Below are 24,903 nucleotides of genomic sequence, written 5' to 3'. Positions count from 1 at the left end.
GCCCCCGGCGGCTGCAGAGTTCGGCCCGGACACGAGCATCGCCGGGTTCGACGACCCGTTCTCCGTCCGACCGGCACGTTCGGGAGTCACCCTGACCGGCAAAACGCGGTCGCGGTGGTCTTGATCGTCCTGATATGACAGGGGGATGGCTACCGAAGCGCTGGATCCCACGGACCGTCTGCTTGCCGAGCGGGCCTGCGAACGCCTCGTCATCGAGTTCGTCCACACGCTCGACCTCGGTGATCCGGGCGACGTCGCCGATCTGTTCACGGAAGGCGGGCTGTGGGAGTGGAAGGAAGGCGACCGCCGGATTCAGGGCCGTGACGCGCTCCGGTCGTATTTCGCCGGCCGGCCCGCGGACCGGCTCTCGCGCCGGATCTGCACGAACATCCTCGTCTCCGTCACCTCCGCGGCGACAGCCACCGCGACCACGTACTTCACGACCTACCGGGTCGACGGACACACCGGCGGCTTCGCGCCCCCGCGAGCGCCGACGCAGGTCGGCCACTACGAGGACGCGTTCCGCAAGGTCGAAGGCCGTTGGCTCCTCAGCTCCCGGTCCTTGTATCTGGCCTTCGCCGGACCGACCGAGCGGCTTGACGCGGCAGCCCAGGACTGAGCGACGCGAGCGTGTACCTCCGGCGGGGGTACTCATGCTTCGATGCGCAGCCAGGCGCCGCCCGTGCGCAGCCAGAGGGAGCCGTCGTGGCCTTGGCCGCAGCGCATGACGACCCGGCCGGGCACCCGGAGCGGGCGGCGGCCGGTCACGGTCCAGCCTCGCCGGTGAAAGGGACGTGAAGTCTCCATCCGATCCAGCCCTTGGCGTGGCGGACGCTCAGCGGCCCTCTTCCGGGGCTGATCTGCGGTCGGCGAGGCGGTCCTGGTCGGTGGTCTCGGCGGTGCGGGCCTCGGTGCGGTGGCCGCGTGCCAGATAGTCCCGGACGATCAGCTCGACGGCGTCCTGCGGACTTCTCGTACCGGCCAGCAGCATGACCTCGATCGCCAGATCGCTGTCCAGGCTGATCGTCACCTTCGCCATGGCACCCCCTGAAGGACTCTCCGCGCAGCCTAGCGCCCGGCAGGGCTCAGGCGTACGTGTGAAAGCCCCGGCCGGTCTTCTTGCCCAGGAGGCCGGCCTCGACCATGCGCAGCAGCAGGGGCGGGGGCGCGTAGAGGGGCTCCTTGTACTCCTCGTACATGGCCTGGGCGATGGAGACGGTGGTGTCCAGGCCGATGAGGTCGGCCAGGCGCAGGGGGCCCATGGGGTGGGCGCAGCCCTGTGTCATGCCCTGGTCGATGGTCTCGGCGGTCGCGAGGCCCGACTCGACCATGCGGATCGCGGAGAGCAGGTAGGGGAACAGCAGGGCGTTGACGAGGAAGCCGGCCCGGTCGGGGGAGGCGATCGGCTGCTTGCCGAGGGTGTCGCGGACGAAGACCAGGGCCCGTTCGGCGACCGTGTCGTCCGTCAGGACGGAGGGGACGAGCTCGACCAGGGGCAGTGCGGGCACGGGGTTGAAGAAGTGGATGCCGAGGACCTGGCCGGGGCGCCGGGTGGCGGAGGCGAGCCGTGCGACGGGCAGGGAGGAGGTGTTGGTGGCCAGGATGGCGTCCGGGTCCTCGACGGTCTTGTCGAGGGTGGCGAACAGGTCCCGTTTGAGCTGCTCGTCCTCCTTGACGGCCTCGACGACCAGCTGGCGGTCCGCGAGGTCGGCGAGGTCGCGGGTGAACGACACCCGGTCCAGGGCCGCGTCGCGTTCCTGCGGGGTCAGTCTGCCCTTGGTCACGGCCCGTTCCAGGGAGGCGGCCAGGCGCTGCGGTGCGGTGAGAAGGGAGGTCTCGGAGAACACCGCGACCTTCACGTCGAGACCGCGCTTCGCGCACAGTTCGGCGATGCCGGTGCCCATGATGCCGCTGCCGGCGACGCCCACCCGTTCGATGCCGGTGGTGGTGTGCTGCGTGGACGTGGTCATGCCTGTCTCCCCCAGTTCAGAAGTGTCGCTCCGATCGACATGCCGCCGCCGAATCCGGCGAGCAGGACCAGGTCTCCCTGGCGGAGCGCGCCGGTGCGGTTGGCCTCGTCGAGGGCGACCGGTACGGAGGCGCTGCCGACGTTGCCGTATCTGATGAGCGTGCGGTGGGTCTGTGCGGTGCCCAGGCCGGCGCGTTCGACGACCTCGCCGAGCATCACGCCGTTGGCCTGGTGCGGTACGAAGTGGTCGACCGCGCCGATGTCGACGCCGGCCCTGCGGGTGAGGGCCAGGAGTGCGGGCGGGACGTGTTCGGCGACGAAGTCCCGTACGCCGCGGCCGTCCATCCTGAAGTAGTGGGCGCCCTCGGCGACGGTCGCGGCGGAGGCGGGCCTGCGGCTGCCGCCGGCCTCGACGCGGATCAGATGGTGCGCGTCGCCGCGGCTGGACAGGTCGGTGGCGATGATCCCGTACGGGTCGGGGACCGTGCCGACGATCGCGGCGCCGGCGCCGTCGGCGAACAGGATCGCGGTCCTGTGGTCGGTGAAGTCCAGGATCCGTGAGTAGACGTCGGCGCCGATCACCAGGACGCGGGCGGCGGGGTTCACGCTCACCAGGCTGTGGGCCAGGTTCAGGGCGTAGACGAAGCCGCTGCATACGACGTTGATGTCGAGGCAGGCCGCGCCGTAGGCGCCGAGGCCGTGCTGGACCAGGTAGGAGGTGGGGGGCTGCGGGAAGTCGCCGGTGGAGGTCGAGACGATGATGTGGTCGATCTGATCTGTCGTCAGTCCGGCCTGTTCCAGGGCGCGTTCGCCCGCTTGGACGGCCAGGTCGGAGGTCGCCTCGTGGTCGGCGGCGTAGCGCCGGGACCTGATCTGTGTCTTGCGTTCGATCCATTCCGCGCTGACGCCGACGCGCTCGGCGATCTCCTCGTTGCCGACCTCGTGCTTGGGCAGGTAGGAGCCGGTGGAGAGTATGCCGATGCCCATGTCACGACACCTCCGCCGGGCGCGGTGTGCCGTGGCGGCGCAGCGGGTTGAGGCGGTCGGCGCCGATCCTTTCGCGCAGTGCGGGGTCGGTGACGCCGAGTCCTTCCCCGGGGGCCAGGCACAGGACGCCGACCTTGCCGATGTGCTGGTTGTTCTGGACCCGTCGTGCGGCCTCGCCCACGTCGTCGAGGGGGAAGACCTCGGACAGGACGGGTGAGAGGTGGCCGAGCTGGAAGAGGCGGTTGCACTCGGCCTGTTCCTGGAGGTTGGCGGCGTGGCTGCCGATGATCCGTTTGAGGTTCATCCACAGGTAGCGGTTGTCGAAGTGGTGGTCGTAGCCGGTGCTGGAGCCGCAGGTGACGACGGTGCCGCCCTTGCGCACGACGAACACCGAGATCCCGAACGTGGCCCGGCCGACGTAGTCGAAGACGACGTGCGGGTCCTCGCCGACCTGCCGGCGGATCTCCCGTCCCAGCCGTTTGCCCAGTTCGATGGTGCGTTCGGGGGTGAGCGCGTCGTCGCCGCCCAGGCCGATGTCGTTGCGGTTGATGATCACGTCGCAGCCCAGCCGGCGCAGTGCCTCGGCCTTGCGTTCGGAGCCGACGACACCGATGGCGATGCCGCCGGCGTTCTTGACCATCTGGACCGCGAACGCGCCGAGGCCGCCGGTGGCGCCCCAGATGAGGACGATGTCGCCCTGTTTGATCCGGGCGCCGTTGTCGCCGACGAGCATCCGGTAGGAGGTCGCCGCGGTCAGCAGCACGCCCGCCGACTCCTCCCACGTCAAGTGGGCCGGTTTGGGCAGGAGTTGGCTGGCGCGGACCACCGCGTAGTGGGCCAGGGAGCCGAAGTTGGTCTCGTAGCCCCAGATCTTCTGTCCCGAGCCGAGCATGGCGTCGGCGTGGGTCGCCGGTTCCTGTTCGTCGACCTGGACGCAGCTGACGACGACGTGGTCGCCCGGCTTCCAGTGCCGCACCCCGGCACCGGCGCGGACGACGACACCGGAGGCGTCCGAGCCGACCTGGTGGTAGGGCAGGTCGTGGCGGGCGGCCCAACCGCCCTGGCGGGCGCCGCGCTTGAGGAACTCGAAGGTGGGCACCGGCTCGAACGTCGCCGACCACACGGTGTTGTAGTTGATGGAGCTCGCCATGACGGCGACGACCACCTCGTCCGGCGCGATGTCCGGCATGGGGACCTGTCCGACGTGCAGCGACTTGCGGACGTCGTTGTCCGCCACGCCGTCGAACATGCCGAGGTCCGCGGCGAGCAGGTGCGCCGCCTCGTAGGTCGAGGGGAGTTCGTGCCGCCCGAGTTCGTCCGGGCCGGCCCCGGACAGCAGGGCCTGTGTCAGAGAGTCCATGATTCGTTTCCTTCGCCTTCCGCCGTGCCGAACGCCTTCTCGACCTGAGACCGGCCGAAGGCGAGAACGCCGCCCTGCCGTGCCGAACCGTGCTGACCGGGCCGGGCCGGGCCGCGCCCGGCGCCGCAGGCCCCTGACGCCAGGCCCCCGGCGCCGCAGGGCTCCCGGTGTCGGAGACCCAGGCATCGGAGGCCCCCGGCGTCAGAGGACCGCGCCCTCCTTCGTGCGCCTGCTCAGGCTCGGCCTGCTGGACCGGCCGAGGTCCTTCCACATGTCCGACAGGCCGATGACGGTCCGCGCCGCGAACAGGCGGCGGATGGACACCTCCTGCTTGAGCTCCGCCCGGATCAGGCCGACCAGGCGGATCGCGCGCAGCGAGTTGCCGCCGAGGTCGAAGAAGTCCTCGTCGATGCCGACCCGGTCCAGCTCGAGGACCTCGGCGAACGCCTCGGCGAGGATCCGTTCGGTGTCGTTGCGCGGTGCGCGGTAGGTGTCCGGCTCGGTGACGGGCTCGGGCAGCGCCGCCCGGTCGACCCGGCCGGCCGCCGTCACCGGCAGGTGCTCCAGCACGGTGAACAGGGCCGGGACCAGGGACTCCGGAAGCCGTTTCGCGGCGAACGTGCGCAGTTCGTCGGCGGACACGGTCCGGCCGTTCACCGGGACGACGTAGGCCACCAGGCGCTGCTGCCCGGTGTCGTCCGGCCCGGCGGCGACGACCACGTGGGCCAGGGCGTCGTGCTCGGAGAGCACCTCCTCGACCTCGGCCGGATCGACGCGGACACCGCGTACGTCGGCCTGGGTACCGGCGTCGGCGACATGCTCGATCCGGCCCTCGGCACCCCAGCGCACCCGGTCGCCGGTGCGGTACATCAGGGCGCCGGGAGGGCCGAAGGGGCAGGGGACGAAGCGCTCCGCGGTGCGGGCGGGCCGGCCCAGGTATCCGCGCGCCACACCGGCCCCGGCCACGTACAGCTCGCCGGTGACGCCTGCGGGGACGGGGGCCAGGCCCGGGCCCAGGACGTAGAGGCGGGTGTTGTCCGCCGGGCGGCCCAGGGTGCCCGCGCCGCGTTCCGGTCGGTCCGGGGTCAGGCGGCCGGTCGCGGCGAACGGACCGGCTTCCGTGGGGCCGTGGCCGGTCACGACGGTCAGCTCGGGGCAGGCCCGGCGGATGCGGCGCAGTGCGGCCGCGGGCACGCGGTCGCCGCCGGTGAACACCTCGCGCAGTCCGGCCAGAGCGGCGGGGCGCTGGGCGGCGATCGACGTGAACCGGCCGGCGGGCAGCCATACGGCGGTGACGCCGTGCGCCGTACGTGCCCGGGTCAGGGCGTCGGCGTCGAGTTCGCCGGGAGCGGCGACGACCACGCGGCCGCCGTTCAGCAGGGGCGCCCACAGTTCGAGGGCGAGGGCGTCGGAGGTGGCCGGGGTGTGCCACAGCACAGCGCCGCGGGTGGCGTCCGCCCAGGTGCGGTCCAGGGCGAGCCGGGCCAGGTTGCGGTGCGTGATGCCGACCGCGGCGGGGGCGGCGGTCGCCGGTGAAGCGGGCGTCACGGCAAGGAGGTTGTCCGGGTGCGGAAGCGGACGCGAGAGCAGGTGCGAGTTCGGGGCGGCCGGGGCGCCATCGCCGGGGGTCGCGGCCGCGGTCGTGGTCGTGGTCTCGGTGACGGCGCCCGTGGTCTCGGTGGCCGAGGTCTCGGTGGTCGAGGTCTCGGTCGAGGCGGTCGAGGCCGCGGCACCAGTGGTCTCGGCAGTCGCGGTCTTGGTCGCGGCGCTCGTCGTCTCGGTCTCGGCGGTCGCGTCGGCGAGGTCGGCGAGGTCGGCGAGTACGAGTGCCGGGATCCCCAGGCCCGCGGAGAGCGTCCGGGCGGTCGTGGCGTCGGTGAGCAGGGCGTGTGCGGCGGCGTCGCCGGCCACGAGCTTGGCGTGGGCCGCGGGCAGCGCCGGGTCGAGGGGCAGGTAGGCCCCGCCCGCCTTCACCGTGCCGAGCAGGGCGACGGCCAGGTCCGCCGACCGTTCCAGCGCCACCGCCACGACCGTGTCGGGGCCGACGCCGTGGCCGCGCAGGGCGTCGGCCAGACGGTTCGAGCGCTCGTCCAGTTCCCGGTAGGTGAGGGTGAGGTCGCCGGATTCCAGGGCGACGGCGTCGGGGGCCGACCGCACGCGCTGCGCGAAGAGTTGAGGGACCGTCAGTGCCGGGAGGGGGGTGTCGGTGTCGTTCGGTGCCGTCAGTACCCGCTCCCGCCGGGCGCCGGTGAGGGTGTCGGGTGCGCCGGCGCACTGTTCGCCGTCGGCCGCCACGGCCCGGATGTGGGCGATCAACTCCTCGCCGATGAACCGCAGTTCGGCCCGGTCATAGAGGTGTGCGGGGGCGTCGAGGCGGATGTAGAGGTCGCTGTCGGCGCCGCCGTCGGTGTAGACGCCGATCGACAGTTCGTCGAAGGAGCCGGTGGTTCCGCCGAGGTAGCGGGCCGGGAGGTCGCCGAAGCGGAGCTGCTCGACGAACTCGACGACGTTCATGACGGCGCCGAAGCTGCCGCGGTCGCTCAGGGCGGTTCCGCTCGCGCGCTGGATGTCGGAGTAGTGGCAAGCGGTGTGGCCGGAGATCTCGTACGTCTCGTCGACCACGGCGTCGGCCAGGTCGGTGAAGGTGGCGTGCAGCGGGACCTTCACGCGTACGGGGACGACGTTGACCGCGAGGCCGGGGGTCCTGCTCGCGACGCCGGCACGGTTGCCGACGGCGAGGGAGAGCAGGAACTCGGGGCGGTCGCAGCGGTGGCGGACGTACACGGCCGCGGCGGTGGTCAGCATCGTGGACGTCCACACGCCCATGGCCTTGGCCGCCTCGGTCCAGGCGTCGGCCTCGGCGCGCGGGACGGTCAGGGTGCGGCTGACCATGCCGATGGGCTCGGTCAGTTCGCCCCAGCGGTCGGCGCTGCTCATCGGTTCGGCGAGTGCGGCGCGCTCGGTGCCGGACAGTGCGACGCGCGGGATCCGTGCGGGGGCGGGGGCGTCGGCGAGGTAGTCGCGCCAGAAGCCGGTGTCCTCGGTGAACTGCGGGGAGGCGAGGTAGTCGGCGGTCTCGGCGGTGAAGGACTCGGCGTCCCAGGGGTGCGCCGGGGCGGGGACCTCCTCGCCGCGGGCCAGCGCCGTGTAGACCTCGGCGAGGCGCCGGGAGAGCAGGCCGCCGGTGCCGTACCCGTCCGAGACGAGGTGGTGGTAGGCGATCACCACCAGGGAGCGGGCCGGTGCGAGGGTGATGACGCCCGTCCGGAACAGCAGGTCGTGTCCGAGGTCGAAGGGCTTGCGGATCAGGTCGGCCAGCGCCTCGCGCGCCGCCTGCTCGGGGTCGGCGGCGGCGGACAGGTCCAGGTAGAAGGGCCGCCAGTCCCCCAGTTCGCGCGGCGTCAGGCGCAGTCCCTGGCCGTCGTCGGCGAAGGTGACGCGCAGGACCTCGGCCTCGTCCAGCACGTGCAGGAACGCGGATTCCATGACGGCCGGGTCCAGTTCACCGTCCACGTCCCACATGGTCAGTGCGTGGTTCAGTGTGTCGGCAGACATTTCCTCCGCCAGCCACAGTCCTTTATGCGCGGACGAAGCAGCGAATGCACGCACACGGATCAACCCCTTGGAGAACAGGTCCGAAAACAGGTCAGGGAATCGGAGGAATTCGCGGATCACCCCACCTTCACGGAAGGTGAATCAGCAGGTCAAGACAACTTGGTACGGGGGCGGGACAAGCCGCTTTCGGGCTTGCGGTGTCCCGCCGGCGGGACATTTTCAAAGGGAGCGGCCGGGTGGATCGCCCGGCCGTTCAGCGTGCCGCGGGCTTGGCCAGCGAGGAGACGATGTGCCGGGCGATCAGCCGCGGGGAGGGGTGGCGCAGCACCACGTTCGGGCGCAGTTTCAGGCCGGTCGAGGCGGTCAGGCGTTTGCTCAGGTCGGCCGACAGCATCGAGTCGAAGCCGATCTTCGTGAACTCGCCGTCGGGGTCGATGGATTCACCGGAGGGATGTCCCAGCACGACGGCGACCCGTTCCAGGACATGGTCCAGGACGAGGGCCTGGGCGTCGTCGGGGACGAGTGCCACGATCCGCTGCGGCAGCGGAACGGCCTGGTCGTCGGCCACCGGCGGCGGCTCCTGCATCGGGGTCTCGGCCGCCACGGCCGCGGTGGGCGCCGAGCTCAGCCAGTACCGCCGGCGCTGGAAGGCGTAGGTCGGCAGGTCGACGCGCCGGCGGGTGGTGAACAGGGCGTCCCAGTCCACGTTTCCGCCCCGGGTGTGGAGGGTGGCCAGTGAGGTGAGGACGGCCTCCACCTCGCCCCGGCCGCGCCGCGAGGAGGACAGGACCAGCGCGTCGTCGAGGTCCTCGGTCATCTCCTGCACGGGGACGGTCAGGACGGGGTGCGGGCTCATCTCGACGAACACCCGGTGTCCGTCGGCGGCCAGTTGCCGTACGGAGGATTCGAAGCGGACCTTTTCGCGCAGGTTGTTGTACCAATAGTCGGCGTCGAGCCGTGCGGTGTCGATGATTTCGCCGTACAGGGTGGAATAGAAAGGCAGTTCCGAGGATTGCGGGCTCACGTCGGACAGTGCGCCGATCACCGTGTCCCGTACGCGGGTCACCTGATGGGAATGCGAGGCGTAGTCGACCTTGATGCGCTGGGCCTGGGCGCCGTCGGCCTTCATCTTCTCGATGAACGCGTCGAGCGCGTCGGGTTCTCCGGAGACCACCACCGAGCGGGGCCCGTTGACCACGGCGACGCTGATCCGCTCGCTCCACGGTTCCAGGTGCTGCTGCACCACCGCTTCGGACTCGGCGACGAACGCCATCCCGCCGTGCCCGATCAGTTCCACCAGGGCCTTGCTGCGCAGTGCCACGATCTTGGTGGCGTCCCGCAGGGACAGCGCGCCGCACACGTGGGCGGCGGCGATCTCGCCCTGGCTGTGGCCGATCACCGCGGACGGCTTCACGCCCCAGGACCGCCACAGGGCGGCCAGGGACACCATCACCGAGAACAGGGCCGGCTGGACCACGTCGACCCGGTCCAGGGACGGTGCGCCGTCGGCCGCGCGGATCACGTCGAGCAGTGACCAGTCGGTCCACTCGGCCAGGGCGGCCGCGCACGCGTCCATGCTCCGCGCGAAGACGGGGAAGGCCGCGTACAGTTCGCGGCCCATGCCGACCCACTGGGAGCCCTGTCCGGGGAACATGAAGGCGACGCCGCCGAGGTCGCCCGCGGTGCCGGTGACCACCGCGGCGGACTCCGCTTCGTTGCTCAACGCCGTGAGCGCGCCGAGGAGTTCATCCTTGGTGCGGCCAAGGACCACCGCGCGGTGCTCGAAGCGCGAGCGGTCCGTCAGCAGTGACCAGCCGGCCGCGGCGAGGTCCAGGCCGGTGCCGGAGGCGGCGAAGTCGCGGAGTTTGGCGGCCTGTTGGCGCAGGGCCTTGGCGGTTCTGCCGGACACGGTCCAGGGCACCAGGCCGCCGACGACACCCGCGTCCGGGGCGCGCCCGTCCGCCGGCCCCCGCGACCGCTCCCCCGGCTGCGCCGCCAGCTCCTGCGCCAGCGCTTGCTCCTGCTCCTGCTCCTGCTCTTGCGGGGCCTCCTCCAGGACGACGTGCGCGTTGGTGCCGCTGACGCCGAACGAGGACACCCCGGCCCGCCGGGGGCCGTCGTCGCGGGGCCAGGCGCGGCCCTCGGCCAGGACCCGGACCGCGCCCGCGGTCCAGTCGACATGGTGCGAGGGCTCACTGACGTGCAGGGTCTTGGGCAGGTGGCCGTGGCGCATGGCCATCACGGTCTTGATGACCCCGCCGACGCCGGCGGCGGCCTGGGCGTGTCCGAGGTTGGACTTCAGGGAGCCCAGCCACAGCGGTCTGTCCTGGTCCCGGTCGTGGCCGTAGGTGGCCAGCAGCGCGCCGGCCTCGATGGGGTCGCCGAGGACGGTGCCGGTGCCGTGGGCCTCGACCAGGTCCACCTGGGCGGGGGTGACGCCCGCGTTCGCCAGGGCCTTGCGGATCACCTTCTCCTGGGCGCGGCCGTTGGGGGCGGTGAGCCCGTTGCTGGCGCCGTCCTGGTTGACCGCGGTGCCGCGGACGACGGCGAGCACCGGGTGGTTGTTGCGGCGGGCGTCGGACAGCCGCTCCAGGAGGAGCACGCCCACGCCCTCGGCCCAGCCGGTGCCGTCGGCGCCGTCGGCGAAGGCCTTGCAGCGGCCGTCGGGCGAGAGGGCGCCCTGGCGGGAGAACTCCACGAACATGGCGGGTGTGGCCATCACCAGGGCTCCGCCGGCCAGGGCCAGGGAGCACTCCCCCGAGCGCAGGGACTGCACGGCCAGGTGGAGGGCGACCAGGGAGGAGGAGCAGGCGGTGTCCACCGAGACCGCGGGCCCGGTCAGGCCCAGTTCGTAGGCCACGCGGCCGGAGGCGACGCTCAGGGCGCTGCCGTAGAGCAGGTAGCCCTCCAGGTCCTTCTGGCCGCCTTCCAGGAAGCGCCATCCGTACTCGGAGGAGCTGACTCCGGAGAAGACGCCGACCTCCGAGCCGCGGACGTCGGCGGGGACGATCCCGGCCCGTTCGAAGGCCTCCCAGGAGGTCTCCAGGAGCAGGCGGTGGTGCGGGTCGACGGCGAGGGCCTCGCGGGGGCTGGTGCCGAAGAAGTCGGCGTCCCAGCCGGCGACGTCGGCCAGGAAGCCGCCCTGGCGGGTGTAGGCGTGGCCGGTGGCGTCGGGGTCGGGGTCGTAGACGTCGCGCCAGCCGCGGTCGTCGGGGAAGTCGGTGATGACGTCGCGGCCCTCGCGGACCACGTCCCACAGTTCCTCGGGGGTCGTCACGCCTCCGGGGTAGCGGCATGCCATGGCCACCACGGCGATCGGCTCGCCGCGGCCGGTCTTGAGGGCGTCGTTCTCCTGCCGGAGGCGGTCGCGTTCCTCCAGGAGGGTGCGCAGTGCCCGCTGGACCCGGTCCGCGCCGTCCGCCGTGCGTTCCGCGGAGTTGGTCATCAGATCGTCCCTTCGGGAATGCTCCGGCCTACCGGCCGGGAAGACAAAGCTCCAGCGGAGCAAGGCGGGAAAACGCGCATCGTCGACAGAGTGGTTCGACGGCCAAGCGTCGGCTTATACGCCTCACACACAAGAGAGTTGATAGCGTGTGAGGTGTGACCCAACAGGTCAGGCGGGCTTTCAAGTACCGCTTCTACCCCACTGCCGAGCAGGCGGCTGAGCTGTCGCGCACGTTCGGTTGCGTCCGCCTGGTGTACAACCGGGCGTTGGAAGAGCGCACCCGAGCCTGGAACAGCGAGCAGCGCCGGATCTCCTTCGCCCAGTCGTCTGCTGCGCTGACGCGGTGGAAGCGGACCGAGGAACTGGCCTTCCTGACCGAGGTGTCCTCTGTCCCGCTCCAACAGGCCCTGAGACATCTGCAGACGGCGTTCAACAATTTCTTTGCCAAGCGGACCCGGTACCCGCGCTACAAGTCGCGGAAAAAGTCCCGCGCGTCGGCTTCGTACACCCGCAGCGCTTTCACATGGCGCAAGGGGAAACTGACGCTGGCCAAGACGGCCGGACCTCTGGACATCCACTGGTCGCGTCCCTTGCCCACAGGAGCGGAGCCGACGACGGTGACCGTGTCCCGTGACAGCGCGGGCCGCTGGTTCGTCTCCCTGCTGTGCAAGGACGCCATCGCCCCAGCACCCGCCACGACGGCGGCTGTCGGAATCGACGCAGGGATCTTCTCCCTGGTGACCCTGTCCACCGGGGAGAAAATCGCCAACCCCAAGCACGAGCGCTGTGACCGCGCCCGGCTGGCCCGTGCGCAGCGGGAGCTGTCGCGGAAGGTCAAGGGCTCGAGCAATCGGGCCAAGGCCCGCGTGAGGGTCGCCCGCGTCCACGCCCGGATCGCCGACCGGCGCCGGGACCTCCTGCACAAACTGTCGACTCGTCTCGTCCGTGAGAACCAAACGGTCGCGATCGAGGACCTCGCCGTCCGCAACCTGCTGAAGAACAACCGCCTGGCGCGCGCCATTGCGGATGCTTCGTGGACGGAACTCCGCTCCATGCTGGAGTACAAGTGCGCCTGGTACGGGCGCGAACTCGTGGTGATCGACCGCTGGTTCCCGTCGAGCCGGCTGTGCAGTGGCTGCGGCACGGCCCGCGGGAAACTGTCGCTGAACGTCCGCACGTGGACATGCTCCACCTGTGGGTCCGCGCACGACCGCGACGTGAACGCAGCACGCAACATTCTGGCCGCCGGGCTGGCGGCGTCTGCCTGTGGAGACGGTGTAAGACCTCAACGGGAATCCTCCCGGACGGGGCGGTCGTCGGTGAAGCAGGAAGCCCAGCGGGCGACCGCCGGAACCTCCCAGCTGTAGGTGGAGGACAAGGTCAACTACTTCTCTTCCAGGGCCAGGTCGACCAGTGCTTCGAGATCCAGGTCCGAGAGTTCGTCCGGGTCCGTGCTGTCGTCCGCCGCGGGGGCGGTGTGCGGGCTCTGGGCGCAGGCCAGGATCAGGTCGAGGACGCCCGCGCCGCGCAGGCTGTCGATGGAGACGGTCCGCAGTGCTTCGCGGATCGCCGCGTCCTCGTCCGCGCGGTCCGGTTCGCCGGCGGTTTCGGGGCGCAGCAAGTCACTGATGTGTTCGCTCAGTTCGCGTGGTGTCGGGTAGCTGAAGACGATGGTGGACGGCAGTCGAAGACCGGTGGAGGCGTTCAGGCGGTTGCAGAGTTCGACGGCGATCAGGGAGTCGGATCCGAGGCGGGTGAAGGCCTCGTCGACGTCGACCTTCGCGGCGGAGGTGTGGCCGAAGACGACGGCGACCTGGTCGCGGACCCATTCCAGGACGGTCGCCCGTGCCTGGTCGGCGGGCAGGCCGGTCAGGCGGGCGGGCAGTGCGGCCGGGCCGGTGTCCTGGGTGGTGGCGGCCCTGGTGCGGCGGGGGCGGCCGGCTTCGACGAGGTCGCGCAGCAGCGGGGGCACCTGGGCGGTGTCCTGCTCGCGCAGGGCGGTGAGGTCCAGGTGGGCCGGGATCAGGGCCGCTCCGCCGTTGGTGCGGGCCGTGTCGAACAGGGTCAGGGCGTCGGGGGTGGCCATGGCGGTGATGCCGGTGCGGCGCAGCCGGGAGAGGTCGGCGGCGTCGAGTTCGCCGGTCATGCCGCTGCTCTGCTCCCACCAGCCCCAGGCCAGTGAGGTGCCGGGCAGGCCGCGGGCCCTGCGGTGGGCGGCGAGGCCGTCCAGGAAGGCGTTGGCGGCGGCGTAGTTGGCCTGTCCCGCGGTGCCGAGGGTGCCGGCGAGGGCGGAGAACTGGATGAACGCCGACAGGTGGTGGTCCTGGGTCAGTTCGTGGAGGTTGACCGCGCCGCCGGCCTTGGCGGCGAGCACGTGGTCGATGCTTTCGGCGGTCAGGGACTCGACGGTGCCATCGGCGAGGGCTCCGGCCGCGTGGACGACGGCGGTCAGCGGATGGCGGGGCGGGAGATCGTCGAGCAGGCGGGCCATGGCGGCCCGGTCGGTGACGTCCAGGGCGACGACCCGTACGGCCGCTCCCCTGGCCTGGAGGTCGGCGACGAGTTCGGGGACGCCGTCGGCGGCGGGGCCGCTGCGGCCGGCCAGGAGCAGGCTGCGTACGCCGTGTCGGGTGACGAGGTGGCGGGCGAGGAGGGATCCCACTCCCCCGGTGCCGCCGGTGACCAGGACGGTGCCGCCGCCGAGGCCCTCGCCGAGGTCGAGGACGAGTTTGCCGGTGTGGCGGCCCTGGCTCATCTCGCGGAAGACGGCGCGGGCGTCGTGGATGTCGCGCAGGGACAGCGGGGTGAGCCGCAGGTGGCCGTCGGTGAACAGGTCCATGACGGCGCGGAACATGTCCTGGATCGCGTCGGGTCCTGCCTCGTAGAGGTCGAAGGGCCGGTAGTCGACTCCCGGGTGGGCGGCCGCGATCCGGGCGGGGTCGCGGAGGTCGGTCTTGCCCATCTCGACGAAGCGGCCGCCGCCGGGGAGCAGGGTCAGTGAGGCGTCGACGAAGGTGTGGGCGAGGGAGTTGAGGACGACGTCGACGCCGCGGCCGCCGGAGGTGGTGCGGAACTTCTCGGCGAAGTGCAGGTCGCGGGAGGAGGCCAGGTGGGACTCGTCCAGTCCCAGGGCCTTGAGGGCGGGCCATTTGGCGGGGCTGGCGGTGGCGTAGATCTCGGCGCCGAGGTGGCGGGCGAGCTGGACGGCGGCCATGCCGACGCCGCCCGCGGCGGCGTGGATGAGGACGCGCTGGCCCTTTTGGAGGTTCGCCACGCGGATCAGGCCGTGGTGGGCGGTGAGGAAGGCGCAGGGCACGGACGCGGCCTCGGCGTAGGTCCAGCCGTCGGGGACGGGGACGAGCATGCGGTGGTCGGCCACGGCGGTGCGGCCGAAGGCCCCGCTGAAGATGCCGGTCACGCGGTCGCCGGGGGCGAACGCGGTGACGTCGTCGGCGACGTCGAGGACGGTGCCGGCGCCCTCGCTGCCGAGTCCGGCGTCGATGGCGGTGCGCTCCACCAGGCCCAGGGCGATGGTGACGTCGCGGAAGTTGAGGCCCGCGGCCTGCACGGCGATACGGACCTGGCCTGAGGTCAGGGGTGCCTGGACCTCGGGGCAGGGGATCCAGGTGAGGTTCTCCAGCGTGCCCTTGGCCGGGATGCCCAGGCGGTGGGCTCCGGCGGGCGGTGCTTGGATGCGGTGCTGTGCCGGCTGGGCGGCGGTCAGCCGCGGGACGAGCAAGGTGCCTTCGCGCAGGGCCAGTTGGTTCTCGTCGAGGGCGAGGGCTTCGGGGAGGCGGGCGAGGGAGGCGGCGGTGTCGTCGAGGTCCACCAGCTTGAATCGGCCGGGGTGTTCGGTGGCGGCGGAGCGGATCAGGCCCCAGACGGAGGCGCCGGGCAGGCTTTCGAGGTGTTCGCCGGTGCCGGTGTCGACGGCCAGGCGGGTGAGGACGACCAGCGTGGAGGCGGCGAGGGCGTCTTCGCCGAGGAAGCGCTGGACCTGTTCCAGTGCCCGTTTGTCCGCGTCGGCGACGGTGGCGAGGAGGTCGGGGCCCGGGGTGAGGAAGTCGTCCAGGGCCAGGACGATGTGGCGGGGCGGCTGTCCCGCCAGGACCTCGTCCAGCGAGCCGTGGAGCGGCGCCGGTGCCTCGCTCGCGGCGGTGAGCCGTGCGGCCAGGCCGTCCGGGGTGCCGAGGACGGCCCACTGCTCCGGGCGGGTCTCGTGCGTGGTCTCCTCGGCCGGGTGCCAGCTCAGTTCGTACAGAGGCTGCCGCTCGGTGTGGGCGGTGCGGACCTGGTCGGCGTTCGCCGGGCGGAAGGCGAGCGCGGCGACGGTGGCGACCGGGCGGCCGTGCTCGTCGGCGATCTCCAGGGACACGGCGTCCTGGCCGGCCGGGGAGAGGCGGACCCTGACGGTCGGCGTGCAGGCTCCGGTCACCTCCGCGCCGGACCAGGCGAAGGGCATGCGGCCCTGTTCGCCGGTGACCTCGATGATGCCGCCGGCCACGGACGCGTGCAGGACGGTGTCGAGCAGGGCCGGGTGGAGGGCGAAGGCGCCACCGGCGGTGGGGTCGGTGGTGTCGGGGAGGGTGGCCAGGGCGAAGAGGTCCTCGCCGTGCCGCCAGACCTCCCGCAGTCCGCGAAAGAGCGGGCCGTAGTCGAATCCCGCGTCCGCGAACCGGTCGTAGAGGCCGCTGATGTCGAGCCGCCGCGCCCCGGTGGGCGGCCATACGGTGAGCGGGCCGGTGCCGCTCGCGGGGGCGGCCGGGGCGGCGGGGGTCAGGGTCCCGCTCGCGTGGCGGGTCCAGCCGCCCTGGCTCTCGCTGTCCCCGGCGTGCTGGGAGTACAGGTCCAGGGAGCGGCGTCCGCTGTCGTCGGCGGCGCCGACGGCGACGCGTATCCGCAGCTCGCCGGTGTCGGGCAGGATCAGGGGGACGGCCAGGGTGAGTTCCTCGACGGTGCCGCATCCGGCGTGGGCGCCGGCCGACAGCGCGAGGTCCAGGCAGGCCGTCGCGGGGACGACGACGGTGTCGAACACGGTGTGGTCGGCCAGCCAGCCGTGGGTGCGCAGGGACCACAGGTCGGTGAAGACCAGCTCGCCGGTGCCGGGGTGGTCCACCACGGCGCCGAGCAGCGGGTGCCGGGGGGCGGTGAGGCCCGCGGAGGTGACGTCCGCGCTCCGGGTTCCGGCGAGGAAGTCCAGCCAGTAGCGCTGCCGTTGGAAGGCGTAGGTGGGCAGGTCGACCGTGCGGCGCGCGCCGAACAGGGCACGGAGGTCCACCGGGGTGCCGCTGACGTGCAGCTGGGCCAGGGCGCCGAGCAGTGCCTGCGGGGCCGTGCGGTCGCGCCGTGACGCCGGGACGACCAGGGTGTCGTGCGCGCCCTCGGCGGCGAGGGCTTCCTTGGTGATGCCGGTGAGGGTCGCGCCGGGCCCCACTTCCACGAAGACGCCCGCGCCGGTGGCGCGGGCGCTGTCCACCGCGTCCCAGTAGCGCACGGGGTCGCGGACGTGGTCGACCCAGTGGCGGGCGGACGTCAGCTCCTGGAGCGTGGCCGGGCGGCCCAGGCGGGTGGAGACGACGGGGATCGTCATCTCGCCGTCGGGCAGGTCGCCGAGCTCCGCCGCGAACGCGTCGAGGATCGGGTCCATCAGCGGGGAGTGGAAGGCGTGGCCGACCGGGAGGAGCTTGGCCGAGATCTTGTCGGCGGTGAGCTTCTCGCGCAGGGCGTGGATCTGGTCGCGCAGGCCGGAGACGACCACGGACTCGGGTCCGTTGACGGCGGCGACGCCGATGCGGTCGTGGCCGCCGAGGAGGGTGGCGATGTGCCGGTGCGAGGTGCGGACGGCGAGCATGGCGCCGGGTTCGGTGACCGTCTGCATGAGGCGTCCGCGGGCGGCGACCAGGCGGGTCGCGGTGTCCAGGTCCAGGACGCCGGAGACATGGGCGGCGGCGATCTCGCCGACGGAGTGGCCGATGAGCCGGGCGGGGGTCGGGGCGTAGCGGGTCAGGAGCCGGTAGAGGCTGACCTGGAGGGTGAACAGGGCGGGCTGGGCGATGTCCGTGCGGTCGCGGTCGCGGCCGGTGGGCTCGTCGGCGAGCAGGAGGGGCTTGAGCGGGTGGGGCAGGTGGGTGTCGAAGCGGGCGCAGATCTCGTCGAGGCTTTGCGCGAAGGCGGGGTAGGTGTCGTACAGCTCGCGTGCGGCGCCTTCCCAGGGGGAGCCCTGGCCGGGGAAGAGGTAGACCAGGTCGGCGGGGTCGCCGGCGGTGCCGTGCACGACGGCGGCGGAGTCCTGGCCCTGGCTCAAGGACTGGAGGGCGTCGAGGAGTTCGTCGCGGTCGTGGCCCAGGACCACCGCGCGGTGCTCGAAGAGGGTGCGGCTGGAGAGCAGTGACGAGCCGGTGCCCAGGAGGTCGGGGTCCCTCGCGGCGGCGACGGCGTCGTGCAGGGTGCGTGCCTGGTCGCGCAGTGCCTGGTCCGAGCGGGCCGACAGCGCCCAGGGCACCGGGGTGCCCTGGCAGTGGGGCGGGTGGTCCTCGTCGTCCTCGTCGTCCTCGGGGGGTGCCTGTTCCAGGACGACGTGGGCGTTGGTGCCGCTGACCCCGAACGCGGAGACGCCCGCGCGCCGGGGCCGGCTGTCCGCGGTGGTCCATTCGCGGGCCTCGGTCAGCAGTTCCACGGCTCCGGCCGACCAGTCGACATGGGTGGAGGGCCGGTCGACGTGCAGGGTCCGGGGCAGGACGCCGTGGCGCATCGCCATGACCATCTTGATGATGCCGCCGACCCCGGCGGCGGCCTGGGTGTGGCCGATGTTCGACTTCAACGACCCCAGCCACAGCGGGTCTTGGGTGTCGCGGTCCTGGCCGTAGGTGGCGAGCAGGGCGCCGGCCTCGATGGGGTCGCCGAGGGTGGTGCCGGTGCCGTGGGCCTCGACCGCGTCGACGTCGCCGGCGCTCAGGCGGGCGTCGGCCAGGGCGGCGCGGATCACGCGCTGCTGCGCGGGACCGCTGGGTGCGGTCAGGCCGTTGGAGGCGCCGTCCTGGTTGACGGCCGAGCCGCGGATCACTCCCCAGATGCGGCGGTTGTTGCGGCGGGCGTCGGAGAGCCGTTCCAGGACGAGCATGCCGACGCCCTCGGCGAAGCCGGTGCCGTCCGCCGCGTCCGCGAACGCCTTGCACCGGCCGTCGACCGACAGGCCCCGCTGCTTGGACATCTCCCGGAACACCTGGGGCATCCCGACGACGGTGACGCCGCCGGCCAGAGCCAGTGTGCACTCGCCCTGGCGCAGCGACTGCACCGCCTGGTGCACCGCGACCAGCGAGGACGAGCAGGCGGTGTCGGTGGAGACGGCCGGGCCCTCCAGGCCCAGGGCGTAGGCGATGCGCCCGGAGGCCACGCTGAGCAGGGAACCGGTCTGGGCGTAGCCCGCGATGGCCTCGGGGGTGGTGAAGTGGTTGCCGTAGCCGAAGTAGGCGAGTCCGGCGAACACCGCGGTGTCGCTGCCGCGCAGGGACTCGGGGTCGATGCCGGCCCGTTCCACGCACTCCCACGAGGTTTCCAGCAGCAGGCGCTGCTGCGGGTCGGCGGACAGGGCCTCGCGCGGGCTGATCCCGAAGAATTCGGCGTCGAAGTCACCGGCGTCGTAGAGGAATCCGCCCTTGCGGGTGTAGCAGGTGCCGGGGTGGTCGGGGTCGGGGTCGTGGAAGGTGTCCAGGTTCCAGTTGCGGTCGCCGGGGAAGTCGCCGACGACGTCCGCGCCCTGGAGTACGAGCTCCCACAGGTCCTCGGGGGAGGTGACCCCGCCCGGGTAGCGGCAGGCGGCGCCCACGATCGCGATGGGTTCGGCGGCGGCGTCGGTCAGTTCCTGAAGGCGCCTGCGGGTCTCGATCAGCTCGATCGAGGTGCGCTTGAGGTAGTCGAGGACCTCGGCGTTGTTGTCGTTTGTCATCTGCCTTTTCCCCTAGCCGAGCTCTTTGTCGAGCAGCGCGAGAAGCTCTCCCGCCGAGGCCGCGCCGATCTGGCCGACGATGGCGGCCGGCGAGGCGTCGTCGCCCGCCGTCGGGCGGACTCGGCCCTGCAAGGTGCCGAGCAGTGTGGAAATCGTGGTCCGGTCCCGCTCCGCGAGGGTGCGCAGCGTGTCGTCGAGCCGGGCGCCCAGTTCCTCGATCTCCTTGACCAGGTGATCGGCCGGTGACAGCTGCTGGGCGGCGCCGGGGTCCGGGGTGATGCGCGTGCCCAGGAAGTGGGCGACGGCGGTGGGGGTGGGGTGGTCGAAGACGAGGGTGGCGGGCAGTTTCAGGCCGGTGGCCGCCGCCAGTTTGTTGCGCAGTTCCAGGGCGGTGAGCGAGTCGATGCCCAGTGTCTTGAACGTCGCGGTGGGGCCGACCCGTCCGGTGTCGGCGTGGGCGAGGACCAGGGCGGTCTGTGCCCGTACGGCCTCCAGCAGCACGGTGTGGGCCTCGTCGGCGGGCAGTGAGCGCAGCCGCTGTTCCAGCGGCACGTCGGCGCTCCCGGGGCCGGCGGGGCCTTGGGGTCCGGGGGTGGTCCGGGCGAGGGTGCGCAGCAGCGGGGAGACCGTCTGCCCGGCCTGGGCGGTGCCGGTGGCGGCCAGGTCGAGGAGGGCCGGCACGAGGACGGGTTCGTCGGCGGTGACGGCCGCGTCGAAGAGGGCGAGGCCTTCGCGTGAGGACAGGGGTTTGACGCCGTGGCGGCGCATGCGTTCGACGTCGGCTTCGCCGATGGCGGCGCTCATGTCGCTGCGTTCGGCCCAAAAGCCCCAGCACAGCGCGGTGGCGGCGAGTTTCTGGCCGTGGCGGGCCTCGGCGAGGCCGTTGAGGAAGGCGTTGGCGGCGGCGTAGTTGGCCTGTCCGGGGGTGCCCAGGACGCTGGAGACGGAGGAGAACAGCACGAACGCGGAGAGCTGGAGGTGTGCGGTCAGTTCGTGCAGGTGCCAGGCGCCGTGGACCTTCGGCGCGAGGACGGCGTCGAGGCGGTCCTCGGTCAGGGCCTGGACGACGCCGTCGTCCAGGACGCCGGCGCAGTGGATCACCGCGGTCAGCGGGTGCTCGGAGGGGATGGCGGCGAGCAGGTCGGCGACGGCGTCGCGGCTGGTGACGTCGCAGGCCACGATGTCGGCGTGGGCGCCGGCCGCGGTCAGCTCCGCGCTGAGCGCGGTCGCGGCGGGGGCGGCCGGGCCGCGTCTGCTGGTCAGCAGCAGCCGGCGTACCCCGTGGCGTTCGGCGAGGTGGCGGGCCAGGATCGCGCCGAGGCCGCTGGTGCCGCCGGTGATGAGGACCGTGCCGGAGCCGAGCGCGGCCGCCCGTGGTGTCCTGTCGCGGGGCGGTGCGGGGCTGGCGTGGGCCAGTCGGGGGGTGCTCACGCGGCCGGCCCGGATCTTGAGCTGGGCTTCGCCGGTGGCGGCGGCCGCCGGGAGGAGGGCCAGGGACTCGGGCCGGCCGTCGGTGTCGATCAGGGTGAAGCGCTGCGGGTTCTCGGACTGCGCGGTGCGTACGAAGCCCCAGACCGCGGCCGCCGCGGGGTCGGCGTGGGCGACCTGGTCGTCGTGGAAGGCGTCGCGGGTCACCAGGGCCAGGCGGGAGGCGGCGAACCGTTCGTCGGCGAGCCAGTCCTGGGTCCGGCGCAGCACCTGGTGCAGGCGCTGTCCGGTGGCGGCGGGCGTATCGGTACGGTCGGCGTCGCTCTCGTCGAGGCGGGCGATGACGACGGGGGGTGGTGTCGCGCCGGAGGCGGCGAGCGGGGCGTTGGGGGCCGGTCCGTCCGCTGCTTCCGGCGCGGTGTCGTGGCCGGCCGGTGCTGCGGGGGGAACGGCGAGGGGGGTCCAGTCGACCTGGAACAGGGCGTCCTGGTGGTCGAAGCCCAGCGCGGTGAGCTGGTCGGCGTCCGCGGGGCGCAGGCTCAGTGAGGCGATGGCGCCGAGCGGTGTCCCGCTGCCGTCCGCGAGGGTCACGGACAGGGTGTCGTCCCCCGCGGGGGCGAGCCGCAGGCGCAGGCCGGCCGGGCGGGTGGAGCCCAGGCGCAGTCCGGTGCAGTGGACGGGCAGCAGGCCCTGGGGCCGGGAGGCGCCGGTGGGCTCGCCCGGGGCCGGGAGCAGGGCTGTGGTCAGCAGGGCCGGGTGGATTCGGAAGCCGCTGTGTTCGGCGCTGTCGGCCGCGGGCGGTGCGACCTCGGCGAACAGGGTGTCGCCCTTGCGCCACAGTGTGCGGGTGCCGCGCAGCAGGGGGCCGAGGGTGAGGCCGGCGGCGGCCAGGGCGGTGTGTTCGCCGTCGGCGGGCACGAGGCTCGCGCCGGGGGGCGGCCAGGCGGTGAGGCCGTCGAGGGCGGGGGCCTGCGCGTTGCCGCGGTCAAGGGTTCCGGTGGCGTTGCGGGTCCAGGGGCTGTCGCCGTCGGCGCGTGAGTGGATGCCGATCACGCCGTTGCCGTCGGCCAGGACGCGGATCTCGCGTTCGCCGGTGCGGGAGAGCACCAGCGGGGTGTCCAGGGTGAGTTCGCCGACGGTGTCGCAGCCGCTGCGGTGCGCCGCCCAGGCCGCGAGGTCGGCCAGCACCGCCCAGGGCACCAGGACGGCGCCGTGGACGACGTGGTCGGCGAGCCAGGGGTGGCGCTCCAGCGACAGACGTCCGCCGCCCACCACTCCCCCGCCGTCGCTACCGCCGTCGGCGGCGCCGTCGGGCAGGTCGATCACGGTGTCGAGCAGGGGGTGGTCCGAGGTGCTCGCGGCGGTGGTCTCGGCGGGGGTGTTCAGCCAGTAGCGGCGGCGCTGGAAGGCGTACGTGGGCAGCTCGGCCCCTGGTGCGTCGGTGTCGGGGAAGGCCGCGTCCCAGGAGACGGCGGTGCCCGCGACGAAGGCCTCGGCCGCCGACCGGTAGAGCCGGGCGAGGCCGCCCTCGCCGCGGCGCAGTGAGCCCACCACGTGTCCGGTGGCGCCGGGGGTGGTGTCGAACATCTCCTGGACGGTCATCACGAGCAGCGGGTGCGGGCTGAGTTCGACGACGGTGCTGTCGGGTTCCCGGGCGAGAAGGCGTGTCATGGCGGTGGCGAACTGCACCGGGCGGCGCAGGTTGCGGTACCAGTAGCCGGTGTCCAGTTCGAGGGGGTCGATCAGGTCGCCGGTGACGGTGGAGTAGATCGCCACCGGGGTGGGCCGGGGGGTGACGGGACCGAGTTCCCGCTGGAGGCGGCCGTCGAAGCGGTCCATCAGCGGTGAGTGGCCGGGGACGCTGGACTTGATCAGCCGGGCGCGGGCGCCCTGGGCCTGGCAGGCCGCGAGGAGTTCCTCGACCGCCGCGGTCTCGCCGGAGACCGTCGTGGAGCCGGGTCCGTTCACGGCGGCGATGCCGATGCGGGACTCCTGGCCCGCGAGGAGCTGCTGCACACGGTCCTCGGGCAGCAGGATGCCGGCCATGCTGCCCTGCCCGGTGACCGTGGCCAGCAGGCGTGAGCGCAGGGCGACGATCCTGGCGGCGTCCTCCAGGCTCAGGGCGCCGGCGACGTAGGCGGCGGCGATCTCGCCCTGGGAGTGGCCGATGACGACGTCGGGGCTGACCCCGAGCGAGCGCCACACCTGGGCGAGCGCGACCATCACCGCGAACAGCACCGGCTGGACGACGTCGATGTCCTCCAGGTCCGCGGACCGGGGCCCGCCGCAGACGGTGTCGATCAGCGGCCAGGACACCCACGGCTCCAACGCCTTGGCGCAGGCGTGCAGTTCGGCGGCGAAGACGGGTGAGGTCTCCATCAGTTCGCGGCCCATCGCGATCCACTGGGCGCCCTGGCCGGGGAAGACGAAGACCGTTCTGCCGACCGGTCCGGCGGTGCCGGACACCGCTCCGCCGGCGGGTTCCTGTCCCGCGGCGACGGCGGCGAGGCGGTCCAGGAGTTCGTCGCGGTCGGCGCCGATGACGACCTGGCGGTGCTCGAAGAGCGAGCGGGTGCGCACCAGCGCCCGTCCCACGTCCGCGGCGCTCGGGCCGGTGTCGGCGGCGACGTGCTCGCGCAGCCGTGCCGCCTGCTCGCGCAGGGCCTGCTCGGAGCGGGCAGAGAGCACCCAGGGAACGGCCGCGCCGGCGGCGGGCCGCACGGCGTCGGGGTCCGGGGCCGGGTGCGGTTCGGGTGCGGCGGGGGCCGGGGCCGGGTGCGGTTCGGCTGCGGCGGGGGCCTGTTCGAGGATCAGGTGGGCGTTGGTGCCGCTGATGCCGAAGGAGGAGACGCCCGCGCGCCGGGGCCGGCCGTCCGCGGTGGTCCATTCGCGGGCCTCGGTCAGCAGTTCCACGGCTCCGGCCGACCAGTCGACATGGGTGGAGGGCCGATCCACGTGCAGGGTCCGGGGCAGGACGCCGTGGCGCATCGCCATGACCATCTTGATGATGCCGCCGACCCCGGCGGCGGCCTGGGTGTGGCCGATGTTCGACTTCAACGACCCCAGCCACAGCGGGTCTTGGGCCTCGCGGCCCTGGCCGTAGGTGGCGAGCAGGGCTTCGGCCTCCATGGGGTCGCCGAGCCGGGTGCCGGTGCCGTGGGCCTCGACCGCGTCCACCGCGCCGGCCGGGAGTCCGGCGTCGGCCAGGGCGGCCCGGATGACCCGCTGCTGGGCCAGCGTGTTCGGGGCGGTCAGCCCGTTGGAGGCGCCGTCCTGGTTGATGGCCGAGCCGCGGATGACCGCCCAGATCCGGCGGTTGTTGCGGCGCGCGTCGCGGAGCCGTTCCAGGACCAGGACGCCCGCGCCCTCGGAGAAGCCGGTGCCGTCCGCCGCGTCCGCGAACGCCTTGCACCGGCCGTCGGCCGACAGGCCCCGCTGCCGGGCGAGTTCCACGAACATCCCCGGGGACGGCAGCGCCGACACCCCGCCGGCCAGGGCCAGCGTGCACTCCCCCGAGCGCAGGGAGCGTACGGCCTGGTGGACGGCGACCAGGGAGGCGGAGCAGGCGGTGTCGGTCGAGACGGCCGGGCCCTCCAGGCCCAGGACGTAGGCGACACGGCCCGAGGCCACGCTGAGATAGGTGCCGGTGAGCCGGAAGCCCTCCACCTCGCCGGCCGCGGCGCCGCCGACCCGGGGGCCGTAGTCGACGCCGTACAGGCCGGTGAACACGCCGGTGGGTGAACCGCGCAGACCGGCCGGGTCGATGCCCGCCCGCTCCAGGGCCTCCCAGGTCGTCTCCAGCATCAGCCGCTGCTGCGGGTCCGTGGCCAGCGCCTCACGCGGGCTGATGCCGAAGAACTCCGCGTCGAAGTCCGGGAGTTCGGACAGGAATCCGCCGGTGCGGGTGTACGTCCTGCCGTGCGCGGCGGGGTCGGGGTCGTAGAGCGCCTCCACGTCCCAGCCGCGGTCGGCGGGGAAGTCGCCCATGGCGTCCACTTCGCCGGACACGACGTTCCACAGGTCCTCGGGGGAGGTCACCCCGCCCGGGAAGCGACACCCCACCCCCACGACGGCGATGGGTTCGCGCGCGGACTCCTCCAGCTCGCGCACCCGCTCGCGCAGTTCCTGCGCGTCGCCGACGGCACGTCGCAAGTAGGAGCGGAGCTTGTCGACTTCCTCCACCAGGGGCCTCCCTCAACGGTTGATTGGAAGAA

Annotated in this window: 9 protein-coding genes and 1 pseudogene; 2 read left to right on the top strand and 8 right to left on the bottom strand. The window is 72.8% G+C overall.

What is annotated here, in order from left to right; translation table 11 throughout:
• The first annotated feature begins 145 nt into the window (after positions 1 to 145).
• A complete protein-coding gene (locus ACZ4AA_RS31250) occupies positions 146 to 619 on the top strand; it encodes a nuclear transport factor 2 family protein (RefSeq protein WP_467610175.1) in 474 nt (157 codons plus the stop codon).
• Positions 620 to 835: 216 nt separating this feature from the next.
• Here ACZ4AA_RS31250 and ACZ4AA_RS31245 read toward each other — a convergent pair whose 3' ends face one another.
• From ACZ4AA_RS31245 to ACZ4AA_RS31220, 6 genes are all read right to left on the bottom strand, one after another.
• Complete coding sequence (locus ACZ4AA_RS31245) at positions 836 to 1,039, bottom strand: hypothetical protein (protein WP_467610172.1); 204 nt, start codon at positions 1,037 to 1,039, stop codon at positions 836 to 838.
• Between the two features lie 46 nt (positions 1,040 to 1,085).
• Positions 1,086 to 1,970: a 3-hydroxybutyryl-CoA dehydrogenase gene (locus ACZ4AA_RS31240; RefSeq protein ID WP_467610169.1), complete on the bottom strand. Its 885-nt coding sequence runs from the start codon at positions 1,968 to 1,970 to the stop codon at positions 1,086 to 1,088.
• The gene (locus tag ACZ4AA_RS31235) at positions 1,967 to 2,956 is read right to left on the bottom strand and encodes a 3-oxoacyl-ACP synthase III family protein (protein WP_467610166.1); all 990 of its coding nucleotides are present in this window, start codon (positions 2,954 to 2,956) and stop codon (positions 1,967 to 1,969) included. Before ACZ4AA_RS31235 ends, ACZ4AA_RS31240 begins: the two co-directional genes overlap by 4 nt.
• 1 nt (position 2,957) lies before the next feature.
• The gene (gene ccrA, locus ACZ4AA_RS31230) at positions 2,958 to 4,316 is read right to left on the bottom strand and encodes a crotonyl-CoA carboxylase/reductase (RefSeq protein ID WP_467610163.1); all 1,359 of its coding nucleotides are present in this window, start codon (positions 4,314 to 4,316) and stop codon (positions 2,958 to 2,960) included.
• 201 nt (positions 4,317 to 4,517) lie between these two features.
• Positions 4,518 to 7,925 carry an AMP-binding protein gene (locus ACZ4AA_RS31225; RefSeq protein ID WP_467610161.1) on the bottom strand — a complete coding sequence of 1,136 codons (3,408 nt, stop codon included), beginning with the start codon at positions 7,923 to 7,925 and terminating at the stop codon, positions 4,518 to 4,520.
• A gap of 199 nt (positions 7,926 to 8,124) precedes the next feature.
• A complete protein-coding gene (locus ACZ4AA_RS31220) occupies positions 8,125 to 11,316 on the bottom strand; it encodes a type I polyketide synthase (protein WP_467610158.1) in 3,192 nt (1,063 codons plus the stop codon).
• Between the two features lie 155 nt (positions 11,317 to 11,471).
• Here ACZ4AA_RS31220 and ACZ4AA_RS31215 point away from each other — a divergent pair, with 155 nt between their 5' ends.
• Positions 11,472 to 12,683 (top strand): RNA-guided endonuclease InsQ/TnpB family protein, encoded by a 1,212-nt coding sequence (locus ACZ4AA_RS31215; RefSeq protein ID WP_467610156.1) that lies wholly within the window; start codon positions 11,472 to 11,474, stop codon positions 12,681 to 12,683.
• Positions 12,684 to 12,700: 17 nt separating this feature from the next.
• Here ACZ4AA_RS31215 and ACZ4AA_RS31210 read toward each other — a convergent pair whose 3' ends face one another.
• Together ACZ4AA_RS31210 and ACZ4AA_RS31205 are read right to left on the bottom strand one after the other, a co-directional pair.
• Positions 12,701 to 19,261 carry a type I polyketide synthase gene (locus ACZ4AA_RS31210; protein ID WP_467610154.1) on the bottom strand — a complete coding sequence of 2,187 codons (6,561 nt, stop codon included), beginning with the start codon at positions 19,259 to 19,261 and terminating at the stop codon, positions 12,701 to 12,703.
• A 12-nt stretch (positions 19,262 to 19,273) separates the two neighbouring features.
• Positions 19,274 to 24,853 (bottom strand): annotated as a pseudogene (locus tag ACZ4AA_RS31205) (type I polyketide synthase); the annotation flags it as partial.
• Positions 24,854 to 24,903: the final 50 nt, after the last annotated feature.

The organism is Streptomyces sp. NPDC024698, assembly GCF_055559015.1.
Note: the sequence above shows the minus strand (reverse complement) of the source record. Positions and strands in the feature narration are given on the sequence as shown.